General features: G+C 36.5%; 12 protein-coding genes and 1 tRNA gene. 2 read left to right on the top strand and 11 right to left on the bottom strand.

Features of this window, described 5'->3' with window-relative positions:
- Positions 1–179: 179 nt before the first annotated feature.
- From AC06G9_RS00560 to AC06G9_RS00545, 4 genes are all read right to left on the bottom strand, one after another.
- The gene (locus AC06G9_RS00560; RefSeq protein ID WP_480957334.1) at positions 180–1484 is read right to left on the bottom strand and encodes a hypothetical protein; all 1305 of its coding nucleotides are present in this window, start codon (positions 1482–1484) and stop codon (positions 180–182) included.
- Entirely contained in the window at positions 1465–3009 is a 1545-nt protein-coding gene (locus AC06G9_RS00555) for a transglutaminase-like domain-containing protein (protein ID WP_480957333.1), read from the bottom strand. The genes AC06G9_RS00560 and AC06G9_RS00555 overlap by 20 nt, the downstream gene beginning before the upstream one ends.
- A gap of 1007 nt (positions 3010–4016) precedes the next feature.
- Positions 4017–5987, bottom strand: a complete 1971-nt coding sequence (locus tag AC06G9_RS00550; RefSeq protein WP_480957332.1) for a glycoside hydrolase family 84 protein — start codon at positions 5985–5987, stop codon at positions 4017–4019.
- Between the two features lie 332 nt (positions 5988–6319).
- Positions 6320–6391 (bottom strand) — tRNA-Glu (locus tag AC06G9_RS00545).
- Positions 6392–6517: 126 nt separating this feature from the next.
- Between AC06G9_RS00545 and AC06G9_RS00540 the strand changes: the two genes are divergently transcribed.
- Positions 6518–9028: a family 20 glycosylhydrolase gene (locus AC06G9_RS00540; RefSeq protein WP_480957331.1), complete on the top strand. Its 2511-nt coding sequence runs from the start codon at positions 6518–6520 to the stop codon at positions 9026–9028.
- A gap of 235 nt (positions 9029–9263) precedes the next feature.
- Here AC06G9_RS00540 and AC06G9_RS00535 read toward each other — a convergent pair whose 3' ends face one another.
- Both AC06G9_RS00535 and AC06G9_RS00530 read right to left on the bottom strand, forming a co-directional pair.
- A complete protein-coding gene (locus AC06G9_RS00535) occupies positions 9264–9671 on the bottom strand; it encodes a DoxX family protein (protein WP_248755065.1) in 408 nt (135 codons plus the stop codon).
- A gap of 5 nt (positions 9672–9676) precedes the next feature.
- Positions 9677–10582 (bottom strand): S66 peptidase family protein, encoded by a 906-nt coding sequence (locus AC06G9_RS00530; protein WP_480957330.1) that lies wholly within the window; start codon positions 10580–10582, stop codon positions 9677–9679.
- A 99-nt stretch (positions 10583–10681) separates the two neighbouring features.
- On the opposite strand from AC06G9_RS00530, the gene metG reads away from it, so the two are divergent.
- Positions 10682–12751, top strand: a complete 2070-nt coding sequence (metG, locus tag AC06G9_RS00525) for a methionine--tRNA ligase (protein WP_248755067.1) — start codon at positions 10682–10684, stop codon at positions 12749–12751.
- A 45-nt stretch (positions 12752–12796) separates the two neighbouring features.
- On the opposite strand, the gene AC06G9_RS00520 is transcribed toward metG, so the two are convergent.
- From AC06G9_RS00520 to pafA, 5 genes are all read right to left on the bottom strand, one after another.
- Complete coding sequence (locus AC06G9_RS00520) at positions 12797–13588, bottom strand: GLPGLI family protein (protein WP_480957329.1); 792 nt, start codon at positions 13586–13588, stop codon at positions 12797–12799.
- A 1-nt stretch (position 13589) separates the two neighbouring features.
- Complete coding sequence (locus tag AC06G9_RS00515) at positions 13590–14477, bottom strand: outer membrane beta-barrel protein (protein WP_480958205.1); 888 nt, start codon at positions 14475–14477, stop codon at positions 13590–13592.
- A gap of 19 nt (positions 14478–14496) precedes the next feature.
- Positions 14497–16374, bottom strand: a complete 1878-nt coding sequence (locus AC06G9_RS00510) for a carboxypeptidase regulatory-like domain-containing protein (protein ID WP_480957328.1) — start codon at positions 16372–16374, stop codon at positions 14497–14499.
- Positions 16375–16517: 143 nt separating this feature from the next.
- Positions 16518–16967: an RrF2 family transcriptional regulator gene (locus tag AC06G9_RS00505; protein ID WP_045754669.1), complete on the bottom strand. Its 450-nt coding sequence runs from the start codon at positions 16965–16967 to the stop codon at positions 16518–16520.
- Between the two features lie 213 nt (positions 16968–17180).
- Positions 17181–18800, bottom strand: a complete 1620-nt coding sequence (gene pafA, locus AC06G9_RS00500) for an alkaline phosphatase PafA (protein WP_293928788.1) — start codon at positions 18798–18800, stop codon at positions 17181–17183.
- Position 18801: the final 1 nt, after the last annotated feature.

Genomic DNA, 18801 nt, shown 5'->3' with positions numbered 1-18801 from the left:
AGGAAACAATTTTGACACACAGTATCTTGTTATTAAGTATACATGAGCGATAATAAGAATGGTTATTACAGTTTTCATAATAATTTTTATTAATTAAAATAATTTTCAACTACATAATTTGATATTAAGGCGGCTTAATCGAATAAAAATGAATAAATGCAAGTATTACAAACATTCAGTTAAAATTTAATCATCTTTGATTCTTTCTCTTTCTGTACTGCGACATCAAGCTTTTTAAGTATCTCTGGTTTCTGGTCCACTGCAATCTGTTGATCATAAAGTCTCTTTTGCGATGGATCAATTGTTGTCCAAGTGCCGGCACTACGTACCTTAAGATTATAAGCGTAAACAAGGTTTGCCACAGCATCGCGATTAGCTTGATCTAAAAGATTAAATTTTTCAAGTGAAGTGAGGTTTTTTTCAGAATCGCTTTTAGCATTCTCATGATTTCGAACGACTACATAAAGCTGGAACTGTTGGCCGTGTAAGACTTTAGAGATGGCTGCCCACTCAAACTTCACTAAATCAATAGTACTTTTTTCGTAACGTTGTTTATATTCTAATACATAATACTGCCTTAGCGATAAAGATAGACTGTTAATTTGATTTGTATTTAGGCCTAATTCCTTTCTTTTGAATAGGACATGGCTGATTCTTGGATTATATGATGAATTCTGAAAGCTTTCAAATTGAATCAATTCAGAAGGTTTATCAAGTGCCAGTTTTGCATACTCTTTATTGACATCAAGATTTTTCTCTTTGAGCTTTAACCATTCGAAGTTAATCGCCTTCTCTAACTCATAGTTATATATAATATTATATAAATCCTCAATTTTCAAATCTAATTCCTCGAGCAATAAGCTTAAATTAGATACGTTAAGAGCGTCCACTGTATTATTATGTGCAAACAGGTGAAGCTTACCTTTGAAAAACCGTTTAGCTTGATCTTCTGAAAGATTTTTGGACATTGTCAAGTTTTCCAAACTATCTCTCAATTTCTTTTGATAGAAGTACAAATTTTCTACCTCATCAATGGCCGACAGTAACTTCATTATTTGTAGGTCACTTAAATTAAGATTTTTTCTATCCTTCACAATCCATCTTAATTGGGAAACCTCAGAGGATAGCTTTACATCCACAAAAGCTGTAGAGGCTAGATAGTCACAAAATTCAATAGGAGACAATAAACTTTTAAGTATTGCCAATTTATCATCAAAAGAATTACCACTTTTGTTATGTATCTGTGATTTCTCTTCAACACTTTTTTTAGACAACCCAAGTTTCGTAAGCTCATCTGCCAAAAAGACTTGCTTTTCTTCGGATATTGGAACAATATTTACTATTTCGTAAACTTGTATCACAATACTATTATCAAATCCACGCAAATCACCTAGAACCTGCCCGTAAAGTGGAATACAAATAAAAAATCCCACTAAAAAAATAACTAGTTTATGTATCATAGCATTAAAACCAATGTCGTGCATTATCTTCTGTTATTATAAATGGTCTTTCTTTTCCTTGCGAGTACTCCGGAACTAGCACCATTAGCACATTCCTTGGTACATTTTCAAACGACATAGTTCTCGAGCCATCGTTATACATTTGTTTATTGACAAGTTTCCACTCCCTATCCCAAATGTATAGCGAGTACATATTATCAGTTCTAAATATCAAATAACCCTGTTTTTCCTCAATTATAATATTTCTTAAATTACCATAGTCTGGTTTAAGTTCTAACTCATTATTAAATCCATTAATCCTGACGTCACCGGCTGGTTCTAGGTTGCCACCTTTAAAAAAGGCCGGTAAAATCGCCGTGCCTTTCGGCATATCCTTGAACACTACATTTTTTCCAATTGATCTACCCCACCAAATTGGTTGCCACTTTGCATCACTAAACATGCATGCATAAACGACCTGATTGTCCATTTCAGTTTGATAAAGCTTACTATAAGCATCTCTGGTATCCCAATATTCAGCTGTAACGTCAATATAATTTTGCGTTTGCATAAAGCCAGGAGGGATATTAGCGATCGAATCTTGAAATGCAAGTGATGACTTCTGTTTCGAATAAGTAGTACGGATAACTTTTGCGGGTTCCCTGGGAAGCGTATGATCGACAGGTGAGCCCGGCAAAGTGATATCGAACTTAACCGCATTCATATCGGCATCAAATACGGTATTTAGAAAATGTTTTCCGGAAGAAGTACCCCACAAGGGGATGTAATCGTAAGCTGTAGGAATACCTTGAGATCTAAATATGAACGCCACCATAGCCGCGACATCCTCACATGCTCCCTTTTTCCTGAAAATTAAATGTTTTGCCCCCAATCTAGGCAAGGGTTCATCACGAGACTCCTTATTCCATGTAAAAAGAAAAGACGTTTTATAATCAATTTGAGCTAATCCCATAACTGTTTTTAAGTCTAAGCTAAAAAGGCTATCAGTAATCCATTTATATTCTTCTTGGTAATTTTCGCGCCATTTCTGAATAGGTTCAATTGTTACCCGATAAGGTAATATATATTCGCAAAATATTTGGAAGGGTATATTCTTGATTTTCGAGTTTTTCCAAGATTTTATCGCAACTTCAATATTATTTATCAAATATTTCGCATCGATGGTTTTAATGTCTTCAGAATTAAATGGAACAGGGGTCAATTGACCTTTTTTCTCAACAATTTGCCTAAATGAAGTAACTGATTCTTTAAAATTTTGATATGAAAATTCGTTAAAATCAATTTTACAGCCCGAAGAATCAACCCAGTAATAATTGACTGCCTGATGTATATCCATATTTGAAATCAAGAATTCCGCAGACTTTAAACCGACTGTATCATTCTTATTCTTAAAATAGTTCAGAACCTCCTCAAGTTCTGATTTGTTTTCACCTGCATTAAGAAGCACAGCATTGACATCCGAAACCGTTGAATTACGCTGAGCATGTGAATTAAAACAAGTGAGATTAATAAGCAAAAATACGAGAAATGAAGAGTATAAATTATTCATTAGTTTATAGAGAATCTTAATCATTTTTAGTTGGTTCGTATTTATAATTAGTAGTGCATACTGACTGATACAGTATTTAAATAGTTTACATCATCAAATATAGCCATTCATTAATAACAACTAGGGGGGGGGATTCGTCTAATTTAGGGGCTTAAATGGTCGACACCATCAAATATAGCCCTTCATTCATAACAACTATGAGAGGGCAGATTCTTCTAATTTAGAGGAATAATTAATTATAACGGACATTCGGTATGCGATAGACATTAATTAGCGGAGTATTATAAAGAATAACTTAAAACACAAATTAAGTAAAAAAATAAATATCTTAATTATGAATAAATAACCAAAACTTATCACAAATATAACCGTAAATTAAACGTTAGAGATTGGTTAAATTCTATTTGAATTTTAAGGTAAAATTATAAGAAGGGGGTAATTTAAAATCTATTCTTCCTGCGGATCTACAGCATTGTACATACCGATCTTCACGTCGTAAAGCTTAGCTCCATAAGATCGATATTTTATATATCAATCAAATATCCGTGCTACAAATGTTAATATTGCAATTGGCAAATCGCAGATCATTATAATTTGAAATACTTTTCCAAAACATAAGACTTATATATAAAGCCTTCGAATTTCCTTAAAATATCACCTAAATATCTAAAAAGTATGAACGATATCACCATCAAATAATTTAGCTCCTAAACACTATATTGGTCTGATGAAGTCTTCTTTTGTGATGGGAGCATTCATAAAGACAAAAAACAATTCTAAATGGTTCTCCCTCAAAAGATCATTTTTTTGTAACCGTAATTTGGTAATGAACTGTTGAATGTGTCGTGATTGCCACTTCTGGTAAACTTCCTAATGTAGCAGTGATATAATTATACATCATCAAACCTTTCATTAAAAAAGAGCAGCTAAAGGAATTGCCTTTAGCTGCTCTTTCAATGAAAGATGAAAAATCTTCTCGTTTGATTAATCTGACCAAAAAGTATGATCTACTTACTACCTTTTGCTATATAAAGTAATTTTGGTGCATCCTTAATAAATACATCCAATACTCCGTCTGCAATTTTAACTGGCCCCTCAAAGCGAGTTGCGCCCGGAGTTGATGGAATAACCGCCGCCTTTTTAGCGAGTTCTTGAGCTTGTTCAAAATAACCGATACTATTGCTTTTACCCATCTCTAGCTCCTGCAAACCTGTGACAGCAGATTCTAAAGCCTCTCCCCATATTGCCATCGCATCTAACCACGGTCCAGCTTCACGGACAAAACCCTTATCAATTGTTCCTGAACGAATAATATTTGGAGCATTTCTAAATTCTTGAGCATGAGTTAGTAGACTTTTAATAGCCTGCGCACGGTCATCTTTATTACCATACGAAAGGGCACCTCTAAACTGATCTAGAATTAACTTTAATGATGGTGCTTGCACTTGCCAAGGGTGAGTTCCAAATGTTGGGGCTAAGTGCTGGGTATCGAAAAACAGCAATAATGCTTGAGTAGTTTTTGGATTATTTCCAGCTAATTGACGAGCAGCAAATGTCCAAGTACGAGAAGCATCGTAATCTTGATCATTCCAGGCAAAAGCAGCCACTCCCGTTATGGCCACTCTACTAGCAGCTTCCTGATTCATGGGATTGGACAAAATGCCAGCAAGCTGTTTTGATAATCCTGCTTCCCTTCTATCGTATGGCGCTAAAAGAAGTCTTCCTTTAGATTCTGCATAGTCATTTACAGGATAATTATCCCAGAGCAATGTTGGTTTTCCAAAAACCTTAGTAGCTGCTTTTGCATCATTTATAGAAATTGATGGCGGAACGACATCAGTACCTGTCCATTGAACAACGATATCTTGATTTAAATTTTTACGCAATGCGGCTTTATACGGGGTTTCTTTAGCATCATAATACTCGGTGGGAACCATAATTAAATTTGGCGCCTCAGGATCTACTCCCTTGATATAGTCCTGCAATTTATTTAATAAGGATGATTGTGCCACAGCGGCAGCTTCGGGGCCGGATTTCCCAAAAGTGATCGAGTCTTGATTACAGTTCCATTTTTGATATTCAATATCATCTAATGCCAAATAAAAACTACGCACACCCACACTTCTTAAGGCATTTACCTTGTCTTTTAACAGATCAAAATCTGTTTTACATGAAAAACAAATCGTTGGACCAGGCGATATTGCATAAACAAAGTTGATATGATTATCGGTTGCAATCTTTGCTATACGACCAAGTTCTGATAAGGTGTCTGCTGGATAAGGTTCTCTCCATCTATCTCTAGCATAAGGATCATCTTTTGGCGTATATACGTAGGTATTGGCTTTAACAGAGGATAAAAAGAATAAATGTTGCTCGCGCTCTAGCATAGTCCAGGGTTTCCCGTAAAATCCTTCCACAGAACCTCGGATAGGCTGAGCTGGGTAATCTTGAATCAATAATGATGGAAAGAAAGCGTTTGTAATTAACTGTGCAAAGCTTTGTGTGGCATGAAATAGACCATGCGCATCATGACCTATTAGTGAAATTAAAAATCCTTGATCTTTCTTTCCACTAGAAATTACATAACCTTCTTTGTGATTATCTAAATTTCCTTTGTGATTGCTAATAAGAGATTTTCCTTCCCCATTTTTACTCTCCCCTAAAATCACTACTGTACCTCGAATTGACTTAGGAATCTTTTGGGTTGTATTTACATTCTTCACTCCTGCCTTGTTCAGCATCTTTACTACTGCAGTTTTAGTATACTCACCAACCTCTGGTAATGCGACTAAAGTAACGGACTGTCCAAGAGGAAAGCTCTCTCCTTGAAGCTCCATAAACACAGGTGAGGGAAATATAGAGGGAAGGCTTGCTACGGTAGTGGTTTCAAAATTCTTTTGTTGGGCATACCCAAATTTTAAACTTCCGCTGAAAATAACTACCCCTAATAAACCATATATAATTCTTTTATTCATCATTAAATTAAGTTTAATTTGTATGCTAATTAATAGCATAAATTCCAAAAATAATATAATTCACCCATATAAATTCCATGTATGTGATTTATTACATAATCAAACTCACCGTAAGCACATGTTAACTTAAAATTGATTAGTATGACAACGATACCATAGATAGAGAATGAAAAGATAATTCATGCGCTTCTTTTGAGAAAGATTAATTGACGGAAAAAATGGAATTAAAAAGGGTTTTAATTTATATAAATCACACAAAAATACTTTAGCATAAAAAAGGACATATCCCAAACACAGCGCATAAAAAAAGCGACTCTTTTGGAGTCGCTTTTTAGTAGCCCGTAGGGGAATCGAACCCCTGTTTCTAGAATGAAAATCTAACGTCCTAACCCCTAGACGAACGGGCCTTTTTGTGTTTCGGTGTGCAAATATAGAAAGTATATTTAATTTACCAAAATAAATATGATAAAATTATTTATTTCTCTAAAAATTGTATCTTTAGATACACAACAAACCAAACAACTTATTCATTGATGAACATTCAACCATATAAAAAGTCCATTTGGCTGTCCACCACAATGGCTTTGCTGACTGCAAATCTATTTGCACAGTCACCATCAAATATTGAAAATAAAATTTCAGTGCGCTGGGAAGTTCCGACAGGAAAAAGCCTAAAAAAGAATCCAACCTCTAAATTGATCATACAAAATAATGACAGCCAGCAACTGGCGCTCAAAGATTGGTCGCTATGGTTTAATTTTATCCGTGGAATAGATGCCAAATCTGTTGACTCCCGATTTAAATTGTCTCATCGTAATGGAGATCTTTTCCAGATCGAGTTTGCGAAAAGCAATCTCACCTTAAAACCGAAAGATACCATCGAGATCAATTTCACGACACTAGGTGGCTTGATCAATTATACGGATGGTCCTATTGGTCTTTACATTAGCTATGACGACAAAGGGACTTATGCGGACATCAAAAAATATGATGCACAAAAAAACACATTTACACAGGAACAACAAAGAACTTACTTAGAACAGAAGTTTGCCAGTAATGCACTCCTTGCAAACGGTAAACAACAAGATATCTTACCCTTACCTGCAAAAATTACTGTTGACAGAACAAAATCTTTAAAACTGACCAATACGATTTCCATCAGTAATGATCCCGAATTTAATAATGAAACCGCATTATTCATTCAATTCCTGCAAGAACAAACGGCTGTAAAAGGTCAAAAGTCTCCAAACAGAGAAGCACAAATTAAAATCGTCAAGGAAACAGGATTTGCTGATGAAGCTTATGCTTTGAACATCGATAGCAAAGGAATCGAGATTAAAGCAAGTACTGCAACAGGAGTATTCTATGGCTTGCAATCCTTAAAATCTTTGCTTCCTGCTGTAGATTGGAACAGCAAGAACAAAACATTAAATTTCCCGTATGCCCAGGTAAAAGATCAACCTCGTTTCCCATACCGTGGTTTTATGCTGGACGTCGCCCGTAATTTCCATAGCAAAGCGGAGGTACTCCGTATCCTGGATGCGATGGCCCAATACAAACTCAATAAATTTCACTTTCATTTTATCGATGATGAAGGCTGGCGTTTAGAAATACCGGGACTACCTGAATTGACTGAGATAGGGAGTGTACGATCTGCCAACTATAAAGATGGGAATGCGATACAACCTGCCTATGGATCGGGCGCTGCAACTAAAGAGAAACAATACCTCAGCACGCAAGACTATATGGATATTTTGAAATATGCGGCCGCTAGACATATTGATGTGATCCCTGAAATTGAAACTCCAGGTCATGCACGTGCTGCGATAAAATCAATGGAAGCGCGATACCATAAACTAAAGAAAGCTGGAGATTTAAAAGCTGCTGAAGAATATGTGTTACATGACCCAGAAGACAAGTCGATTTATAACTCAGCACAGAACTGGAATGACAATGTATTAAATCCGGCCTTACCTTCGTCATACCATTTTTTAAGTAAAGTCATCGATGAGATAAAAAAAATGCATGATCAAGCAGGTGTACCTTTAAAAGTGATCGATCTAGGTGGTGATGAAACTCCTGCTGGTGCATGGGAAAAGTCTCCTAAAATCGAAGCTTTTATGAGAGAAAATAATATCTCTTCTGTACATGATGTGTGGCCATATTACATCAACCGTATTAATGAATTGTGCCACTCCAAAGGTTTGATTATGTCGGGTTGGGAAGAAATGGGGATGAAAAATTTCGGAAAAGGAATGGATGTAAATCCTGCACTTGCAGATCATAGTATCAACTTAAATGTTTGGAACAACCTGATTGGTGGTGGACAGGAAGATTTGGCTTATCGCTTGGCAAATGCGGGCTACAAAGTTGTCTTTACTTCTGCTTATAACAACTATATGGATATGACCTGGGATCATAACTTTGCTGAACCTGGACACAGCTGGGTAGGCTTGGTTGACATCAATAAAACATACTCTTTTGCTCCGGAAAATTACTACATCAACCTTGTTAAAGACAATTCAGGAAATGATTTACCGAAAGATTTTGCAAAAAACAAAGTGCATCTGACTGAAAAAGGTAAAGCAAATTTCTTAGGTGTCAAAGCTGCTCTTTGGTCTGAAAAAATCAATAATGATATCCGTCTTGAGGAAATGATCTTTCCACGTTTATTGGCTGTTGCCGATCGTGGATGGGCTCCTGAACAAAGCTGGGAGAATGGCGAAAATTTTGACAGTCAGACTTATCAAAAAGGTTATGCTGCCTTTATGCAGAAGTTAGGAAACGATGAATTGAAGAAATTGGACAAATTAAATAAGGGATATCATTACCGAATTCCTGCTGTTGGAGTTAAACTGGAAAATGGAAAATTGGTAGCAAATACCGATTACCCCGGTTTCAAAATTTATTATACAGAAGATAATACTGAGCCGACTTTAAAATCAAAAGAATACAAAGGCGCGATTCCTCTTAACAATAAATCAACCTACAAGTTCAGAACAATCACACAAAACGGTGGTCTGGGTATTGTATCCACCTATTAAGAGTAGAGTTGATCTGATGCAAAAACAGGCATTAAGATGGTGGTCATTTACGTAGGATAATGCCAAACACAACTCTGAATTGTTAAATGTAAAACAAAGAGACCAGAAAGTTAAAAAATTCTGGTCTCTTTATTTTGAAAGGAATAACTTCAAAATGCCTATCCAATTTTATTCCGTTTTCATAATACTGCATTTGTTATGTTCATCGCTATTAACAGCTTATAGAGCGATATTTTTATTTTTTATCGACAGAGTATTTACCTGGACCGATAAATAAGAGTCCTAAAAACACACAGCATAATTCAATCGCATGGGACGCCCCTTTAATTCCATCTCCTTTACCAAGATGAAAAAGCGCGGCAACAATCATGGTAAATGCGAGAAAAAGTAAAGTCGGTCTCGTCCAAAGTCCTATCAATAGAAATAGTCCACCGACTCCTTCAGTGATGGCCGCCATAAATCCCCAGAAAACAGGTAAAAAATGGATGCCTAAAACTCCCATAGAACCGCCCAACTTCGTCCATGTCTCCACTCCCCCCATCATCTTTGGAAATCCATGAACAATCATCATCACGCCCAGTCCAACACGCATGATCAATAAACCGAAATCTTTGTATTTTCCTAAAGTTTGAAATATGGCCATAGTATTTAATCGATATATGTTAATGAAACCTTGTTTTTTGTTGTCTTTAATTTGACTTTCTTCCCAAAAACTAATGCATGATTGTCATCAATATGACCTGCAGGATAAGCAAATGCAATAGGAAAATCTGCTTCCCTTACTTTATCCATCACAATTTCAGATACAGATTGTCCAAATGAAGGATCAGCATCTTTCATCCCGGAAAAACCACCTACGATCAAACCCTTCAATTTTTTAAATTTACCAGCACGCTTCAGCGCCCATAACATCCGATCGACACTATAGAAAGTCTCACCTACATCTTCAATGAATAAGATCTTATCATCGTAATTGACATCTGACTCAGATGCTAACACAGATAGAAGAATAGCTAAATTTCCTCCAATAAGGATACCTTCAGCCTCTCCTGCTCGATTAGGGAATTCTTCTTGCTGATATGAATAGTCGACCGCATCTCCAAAAAGTGCAGCTTTCAGTGTTTGCAAAGAAGCGGCAGTACCAGCTTCAAAGGATTTGGGCATCTGTCCATGGATGGTCGGAATAGAAAATTGACCTTGGATATGACTGTGAAGTACCGTGATATCACTAAACCCAACAATCCATTTGGGCTGTTTTTTAAACCTCGAAAAGTCAAGCCGATCGATAATGCGCACACTACCATATCCACCGCGTGCTGCAAAAACAGCTTTGATCGATTGATCATCTAAAGCCCATTGCAGATCATCAGCCCTTTGACGGTCATCTCCAGCAAATTGATGGTACGCCGCGGTGACAGTCTTGCCCACAAGCACCTCCAGACCCCAAGATTCTAATATTTTAACAGCTACATCTATATTTCCTCGAATAAAACTTGCAGGACAGACAATTGCGACTTTATCGCCTGCTTTAAGAAATTCAGGTATTTTCGTCATAATCTTTATTTTAATACCGCAAATTGAATTATCTTTGTCAAAGAAACAAACATTTGCTTTGTTTTTTTATTTCGCTAACAATTAATTTACTGTATAGCATTGAGTAATATATCCAAAAAACGTTACACCATTACATCTGCATTGCCTTATGCTAATGGTCCTTTGCATATTGGCCATTTGGCCGGCGCATATATCCCTGGCGACATTTTCGTGCGTTATTTACGCCTAAACGATAAAGACGTCGTATATGTCTGTGGTTCTGATGAACATGGAGCTGCCATTACCATACGTGCAAAAAAAGAAGGTATCACACCACAAGAAATCATTGATAAATACAATACTCAGATCAAAGAAAGCTTTGAAGAATTTGGTATTTCGTTCGATATCTATCACCGCACTTCCGAGCCTATCCACCATGCGTTGTCTCAAGAGTTCTTTTTGAATTTATATGAAAAAGGGGAATTCATCGAGAAGTTCTCAGAGCAATATTATGATGAAGATTTTAATCAATTTTTAGCAGATCGCTATATCGTAGGGACATGTCCAAATTGTAAGTCCGAAGGAGCATATGGGGATCAGTGCGAGAAATGTGGTACTTCATTAAGTCCGACAGATTTGATAAACCCAATATCGACTTTGAGTGGAAAAACTCCAGTATTAAGAAAAACGAAGCACTGGTACTTACCATTGGATAAATACCAACCTTGGTTAGAGAAATGGTTGATCGAAGGTAAAAAAGATGTTTTAAAATCAAATGTTTTTGGACAGTGTCAATCTTGGTTGAAATCAGGATTACAACCCCGTTCTATGACACGTGACTTGGACTGGGGAGTAGATGTTCCACTGAAAGAAGCGGCGGGCAAAAAACTATATGTATGGTTAGATGCTCCTATTGGCTACATCTCAGCGACAAAACAATGGGCTATAGACAACGGTAAAAACTGGGAAAATTATTGGAAAAAACAAGAAAATCCAGAAGATGATTCTTGCTTAATCCATTTTATTGGAAAAGACAATATCGTATTCCACTGTATTATCTTTCCTGCGATCTTACATGCTCATGGGGAGTATATTCTTCCAGACAATGTACCAGCAAACGAATTCTTAAATCTGGAAGGTGATAAATTATCGACTTCTCGTAATCATGCGGTATGGCTGCACGAGTATTTAGAAGAATTTCCTGGAAAACAAGATGAATTACGCTATGTATTAACTTCTATTCTTCCAGAGACATCTGATAGTGAATTTACATGGAAAGATTTCCAAGCGCGGGTGAACAATGAACTGGTTGCCATCTTTGGTAACTTTGTCAACCGTGTCATGGTGCTATCGCATAAATATTTTGACGGAAAAGTATTAAGTGGATCTCCTTTAAATGAAGTAGATCAAAATGTTTTTGCTGAATTGGCAAAGTTCCCGGATGCGATCACAGGTTCAATCCAACAATATCGTTTTCGTGAAGCATTAGCACAATTTATGAATGTGGCTCGACTAGGAAATAAATATCTGGCAGATGAGGAACCGTGGAAAGTCATCAAAACTGATGAAGAGCGTGTAAAAACAGTTTTAAATGTAGCGACTCAGATCGTTGCCAATTTAGCTGTTTTAGCGCAACCGTTTCTTCCTAAAACAGCGACTAAGCTGTTCGAGATGCTTGATTTTTCTCAGGTGAATTGGGCTGATGCAGGTAGGGCTGATTTGATTGCAGATGGGCATCAACTGAGTGAAGTACAATTATTGTTTGAAAAAATAACTGACGAGCAAGTCGAGTTTCAATTAAACAAATTGGCTGAAGCGAAAATCGCAAATGCAGCTGCAAATGTCAAAACAGAACCCGCTAAAGCAAATATTGCTTTTGAGGACTTTACAAAACTTGATATCCGTGTGGGTACGATCTTGGAAGCAGAGAAAGTAGCCAAAACGAAAAAGTTATTGAAAATAAAAATAGATACAGGTATAGATCAACGTACAGTAGTCTCTGGAATTGCAGAATTCTTCGCTCCAGAAGATATCATTGGTAAACAGGTATCGATACTGGTTAATCTTGAACCTCGAGACATCAAAGGAATCACTTCACAAGGGATGATCTTAATGGCAGAGGATGCGGATGGACGTTTGGATTTTGTCAATCCAACAACAGCCATTAAACCAGGCAGTACCATTAGATAATACTTTTTAAACAAGAAAAGGGAACTTAGCGTTCCCTTTTCTTGTTTAAAATAAAATGGCATTCAGCTTTTTATTAAACTCTTTTTCACCAAGCCAATCGTAAACGGAAGTTTTTAATTTGGCAATCACTGCTGCTTTCGGCTCTGCTACCACTTTCTTTTTCTTGGTCAGCACCTTGGATACTGGAGTATTGTTGAGCTCTACCTTGGTGGCAAACATATTGATATTCATACTAGGTATAGAAACTCCTAATATCATACCTGGTAGACCATGGATAAGTTCTGGTCCTGTAGGAACAGGGATCTGATTAGCGAAGAACGCAACGACATAGATGGAATCTTGAATAATTCCGTTTGCCCGGCGACAATCATATCCTGCAATATTACGATACTCATCCGTATATTTCCACTTCACTGTGGGCAATGAATCTTTCATTAATAACTCTTCATCACCGAAAGGCAACAACTTGAGGAAACTGTTTTCCTTAACGTTGATATAGGTTTTCGAGTCACTAATAAATGGACTATACCAAGACACATTGCGATAATTGGCAGGATACTCTTCTTTTATCGTTTCAAAAAGAGTTTCTTCATCGAAGAACTTCAAGCTATGGTGCGTAATCATCTCTACAGGTCCCGATTTGACCGCCTGCTCTATACTGATCTTATCCCACGTACCCAAATCTGGCTTATTTAAAAAATTGCGCTTCAGGTAGTTTTGTAAGTGAAATTTCCGCTCATATGTAATCGTTCCACTGCTCGGGAAAAAGGCATACTGTGCAGAGGCACTTGCCATAAAACAGACTAATAACAGCAATACTACAATATATTTTCTCATCTTATTTTCCTCCTTTCATAGTTGTAAAATTATAAATCACTTTCAACATGCCATAGCGATGCAACACTTCATTGCTGGACTGAATAAAGGATGTCCCACTTTGATACCGATTGATACCACTATTCTTATTTAAGATATCGTTGACAAAAAGTTGTGCTTCTAATGATTTATCTTTAAAGAACTTTTTAGATATATAACCATTCATATTGACAATATTGATCGATTCCAAGGTTTGGGTTGCGCTCTTATAATTTTGACGCCCCTCCAATGATATTTTAAAATCCTTTGGTAGATAATATGTTGCTCTACCAAACGTATTCATTTTGAAAGATGTTCTACTTAATTCCGGCTGTAAAGAAGAGCTTAGATTTTCAACCCCTGGACTAATTGATATATAAAAATCCATTTTATTAGCTTTAGAACGATTAAGCCCTATGCTAGGAGAGAGATTCAAACTTTCATTTTGATTTAGCTGAGGCTCTGTTCTACCGATTGATAAATAGCTGTACTGACTATAATAATCAATGTTAGCCCCAAGATTCAAATTTAATCCCCATTTTTTATGCAGGACAAATCGATATCCTGTACCCCCGTATATATTCCAGCTCGCCTTATCAACATTAACATATTTGATATCCTGCCTACCATCTGCATAATAGGTCACCCGACTCGATATATTGTCGATCCCTTGTGAACCATTTAAATACACATAGATACTTTGATCTTTAAGCTGCTTATAAGAATTAAATTCTAAAGAGTAATTATTATTAAAGCCGGCTTTTAAATCAAAATTATCTAAATACTGTACCAATTGCTGTGAGTTTTGTTTTAATGGCTCAATCTGCGTAAGTGAGGGTTGTACCGTTCTACCCGAATACCGAAAATAAATGCTTTTGCTTTTGGTTATTTTATAATTTCCAGAAAAAACTTGGTCGAATAGACGTTTGATTACGTTGAAGTGTGGTCCCCAAATTATTATATGCTCGCTTCACATCCTCATAATCCAATTGATTACTCAAATTAACGGTCAGCTTACTATCCTTATAATTAAGAGAAGTATTCAATCCATTTTTTATACTCGTAAAATCAAAATCATTAAGGATGCGCTCATCTAATACCGTATATTCACCAGTGACGGGGTCTTGATCAAAAGATTGATTTAAGGTTTCTGATGTATTGTTAAGGAATGAATATCCGAGAGAAGCAGTTAACCTTTTAGACAAAGGTTCGGTAAACGTCATCGATGCCCCAAAGTTGGTATTTTTATTTTTATCACGCTTAAATTGATCAATTGTAGCCGTACTATCTTTCACCTTAAAATAGGTTCCTGAAAAATAATTTGTTTTACCATCGCTTTGATTAGTATTTGTATTTAGAGCTACAGTCAACGATCTTCTTTCTTTTTTAAAACGACGGGTGAGCAAAAGATCTATATTGAATCTCTCTTGATCGCTTTTTACTCTATTTCGAGCATTCGTTTGAGTGATTGTATCCCCCTCTATCGTCTGCTGTCCACCAAATGTCTCAGAAAAATTATCGCGTTGTGATTTATTAAACCCCATCTTCACAGTCATGTCGGTCAAGGAATCTAATTTATAATCATAGCGCAGATTAGCAGCATTTACCCGACTCTCATTATCAGAATTTGTTTTGGAATTGTCAATACGTGCTTGATCAGGAAGATTATTCTGTGCAAGGTAAGTACTCGTATTCGTGACATTTAGTTGATTGCGTTTGTAGTTAACATTGATCTTATGCTTATCATTGGCTGTTTTATCGGAATAACTAGCTCCAAAATTAAGTGCTTTTGGTACTCCACCTCCGTAATAATTACCATCAAATCCACCATCCGAACCATCGCCTCCCGAAATCATAATACCTCCGCCATCCATCATCTCGACATTACCAGATCCACCTACACCATATTTCTGACCATCTTCAAAGCCCAACCCCACCATACCGTCATTGGCTGAAATACCAAATACAGCAATCTTTTGATTACCACTAAATCTATTGGCCATCACTTTTCCACCATAATAATTATCGGTACCACCCCCTGCGGTAGCCTGTCCAAACATTCCCTTTTTGCTATCAGCCTTTAGTTTGATATCAATAGTCTGTGTCCGTTCACCATCATCGACACCTGTACGGTCAGCTAAATCTGATTTCTTTTCGTATACCTGCACTTTACTGACCATATCCGACCGGATATTTTTGGTGATGAGTGTTGGATCATCACCAAAAAACTCTTCGCCATCCAATAAGACTTTTTTCACTTCTTTTCCATTGGCCGTGATTTTTCCATTTGCGTCAATGGTCATACCTGGCAGAACCTTTAAAAGATCTTCCACTTTTGCATCCTTCTCTACTTTGAAGCTACCGGCATCATATTCTACTGTATCTCCTTTAATAACAACAGGAATGCGACCAGTTACTTGTGCTTCTTCTAACAGTAAAGCTGCTTTTGACAATTTAATAGGTCCAAAATCAATAGTCTCTTGACCTACCTTAATGTCCTTTACAAAATCAACATATTGAGGAAAAGATACAATAAATCGATACGATCCAGTATCTATTTTTGGAAAGCTAAAATCTCCGTTTTCTTTTGTTCTCACAAACTTTACTAGTACAGAGTCCTTAGCATTTAATAACACAACAGCAGCTTTTCCGAGTTTTCCCCCATCCTTCGAATCAACAATCTCTCCCGATATTTTTGTTTGTGCTTGCGCTGAATTGGTCATCATAAATGAGCACAGCAGTACTATGCTCCAATAGAGTTTGGCCATTAGGTTTGGTTTATAATTATTAAAAACTAAAGATATAGTTTAAATACGATTTAATCGTATGATTTTTGTTAAATTTTCGTTAAAAATAAAAAAGGTCGAATTAGTTGACTAATTCGACCTTTTTTATCATATGTTTAATTTAACTAGCGCTCTTCTGTTATGTCCAAGTTTAATTGTTTTTCTTTATTAATTAAACTCGCAACACTCGTATCGTTTAGTATTTGTAGCATCGCATTACGGACTTCGACAAAAGTATCCCGTATACCACAAGCATGTTCTGTAGTACATTCATCACACGAACGGTAAAAATTAAGACTCACACAAGGTAATAAAGCAATAGGGCCATCAATCAACCGCATCACCTGTGATAGATAAACATCTTCAGGTGCTTTATTCAGACTGTATCCACCGCCTGCGCCTTTCTTGCTATATAAAATTCCTGCATTACGCATTTCTAACAATATCTGTTCTAAAAATTTCTTCGGAATATTTTCTTCCTCCGCAATTTTTACGATCTGCATCGGATCTTTTCCGTAGTTCCTACCTAAAACCATTAAGGCTTTAATTGCATATTTTGTCTTTTTAGAAAGCATACTCTTAAATCAAATTTATCTACAAACTTAGATAAATTTGTTCTATTTACAATTTTAATTGCATTGTATATAAAAACAAATTTATTCGTTTGAGTATTTTTTATCGGTGTCTGATGATTGTTTTTCAATTATCAGACAGGGTTTGTCTATTAATAAATATCGTGTAGCAGAACTTTAATAAATGCTATTTACCATATAGCACTAGAAGCAATACTACTGCCCTAGCACTTCTACAATAGGTGTACCAATACTACCATTAGGCTCCATGACATGCAATAATGCCGCGAGTGTAGGTGCAATATCAGTTACGTTAACTGCTTTATTAGACACCCCATGCTTGATACCCCATCCCATAAATACAAGTGGTATATGAGAATCAAAACTCGACCAAGTACCATGTGTTGTACCTGTAGAACGAGGTGTACCGTCATACCATTGCGGTTCTACCACAATCTGAATAACACCACTACGTTTTATATTGTATCCATTTATAGCTTTTTCACGAATAGCCATTGGCGCCTGCAACGCATCTCCTTTTGACATATCAAATACAAATGCAACACCATCTTGTTTTTTCAAATACTTGATGATATCCGTTTTGATCGCTTCTTCATCAAGTTTTAAAGTTTCAATTTTTTCATTGTCCAAATGAACTTGGTAATTCATTAAACTTTTAACCAATTTTTCTTGACCAAATTTAGCTTTCAGATTTTCATTCAATGCCGTAATAATCTGTCTGCTTGGGAAATATCCACCATTTCCCTTCATATCCATAAAATAACGCGAATTATAAGATGCAGCATGATCCGCCGTTAGAAAGAATGTATAATTGCCAGCACCCACTGTCTTATCCAAATAATTGAAAAGATCAGCCAACTCATGATCCAGTTTTAAATAAATATCCTCAATCTCGACAGAAGAAAGCGAATAGCGGTGTCCCACGTAATCAGTTGCAGATAAACTGACACACAGAAAATCTGTGTTCTTGGTAGGATTATTACCCAGTTTTTCATGTTCAATCGCTGCTTTGGCTAAATCTAAAGTCAATGTATTGCCCATAGGTGTCGTTTTGATCAATTCATAACCTTCAGTCTCCATCAACTTGGATGTCGCCCGTGGTAATGTTGGACTCGCTTCACCAGCAAATTTTCCTTCATAAATATTATCATCGGCAATACTTGACGTATAGGTTGATAACGGATAAGAAGGTTTCCAATCCTGTTTTAAATATTTTTCAGCCAATTTTTTCTTATTAAAATCTGCTACCCAATTTGGCAATTTGTCCATGTAAAAATTACTGGTAATCCAATTACCAGATTTGGACTCAAACCAATAAGCAGCGTCAGCAAAATGACCTGCGGGCAAGATACCTCCACGATCTTTGATCGCAATACCAATCACTTTAGATTGAAAATTGGTTGCTAATTTCAGTTGATCTGTGATGGTAGAAGCAAGAAGATTACGAGGCGATTGTTTTCCTTCGGATTCCGTAGTCCCAACACCGATGACATTGTCATCTTGCGTACAATACATTGGTTTGCCCGTCTGCTCCATAATCCAATCATTACCAGCAATACCGTGAATCGCGGGTACCGATCCCGTGTAGACCGAGCTATGCCCAATTGCGGTATAAGTAGGGATATAGTTAATCAATGTGTTCTCACAAGAAAATCCTTCATTCAACAGTCTTTTGAAACCACCTTCACCATAACGTTCAGCAAATCGGTACAAATAATCCCAACGCATTTGGTCAACCATAAGACCAACGACTAATTTTGGACGTTCTGGCGACTGTGCAAAGGTTGTCAAACTACTCAACCCTACGCACATCATT

This window comes from Sphingobacterium sp. MAE (genome assembly GCF_056711605.1).
The sequence above is the reverse complement of the archived record's forward strand: the minus strand, read 5'-3'. Positions and strand labels throughout refer to the sequence as shown.

Excerpts from the sequence above, each read along its gene's own strand:
- AC06G9_RS00560 (WP_480957334.1), bottom strand. The coding sequence starts at position 1,484 with ATGCACGACATTGGTTTTAATGCTATGATACATAAACTAGTTATTTTT.
- AC06G9_RS00555 (WP_480957333.1), bottom strand. The coding sequence starts at position 3,009 with ATGAATAATTTATACTCTTCATTTCTCGTATTTTTGCTTATTAATCTC.
- AC06G9_RS00550 (WP_480957332.1), bottom strand. The coding sequence starts at position 5,987 with ATGATGAATAAAAGAATTATATATGGTTTATTAGGGGTAGTTATTTTC.
- AC06G9_RS00540 (WP_480957331.1), top strand. The coding sequence starts at position 6,518 with ATGAACATTCAACCATATAAAAAGTCCATTTGGCTGTCCACCACAATG.
- AC06G9_RS00535 (WP_248755065.1), bottom strand. The coding sequence starts at position 9,671 with ATGGCCATATTTCAAACTTTAGGAAAATACAAAGATTTCGGTTTATTG.
- AC06G9_RS00530 (WP_480957330.1), bottom strand. The coding sequence starts at position 10,582 with ATGACGAAAATACCTGAATTTCTTAAAGCAGGCGATAAAGTCGCAATT.
- AC06G9_RS00520 (WP_480957329.1), bottom strand. The coding sequence starts at position 13,588 with ATGAGAAAATATATTGTAGTATTGCTGTTATTAGTCTGTTTTATGGCA.
- AC06G9_RS00510 (WP_480957328.1), bottom strand. The coding sequence starts at position 16,374 with ATGGCCAAACTCTATTGGAGCATAGTACTGCTGTGCTCATTTATGATG.
- AC06G9_RS00505 (WP_045754669.1), bottom strand. The coding sequence starts at position 16,967 with ATGCTTTCTAAAAAGACAAAATATGCAATTAAAGCCTTAATGGTTTTA.
- pafA (WP_293928788.1), bottom strand. The coding sequence starts at position 18,800 with ATGATGTGCGTAGGGTTGAGTAGTTTGACAACCTTTGCACAGTCGCCA.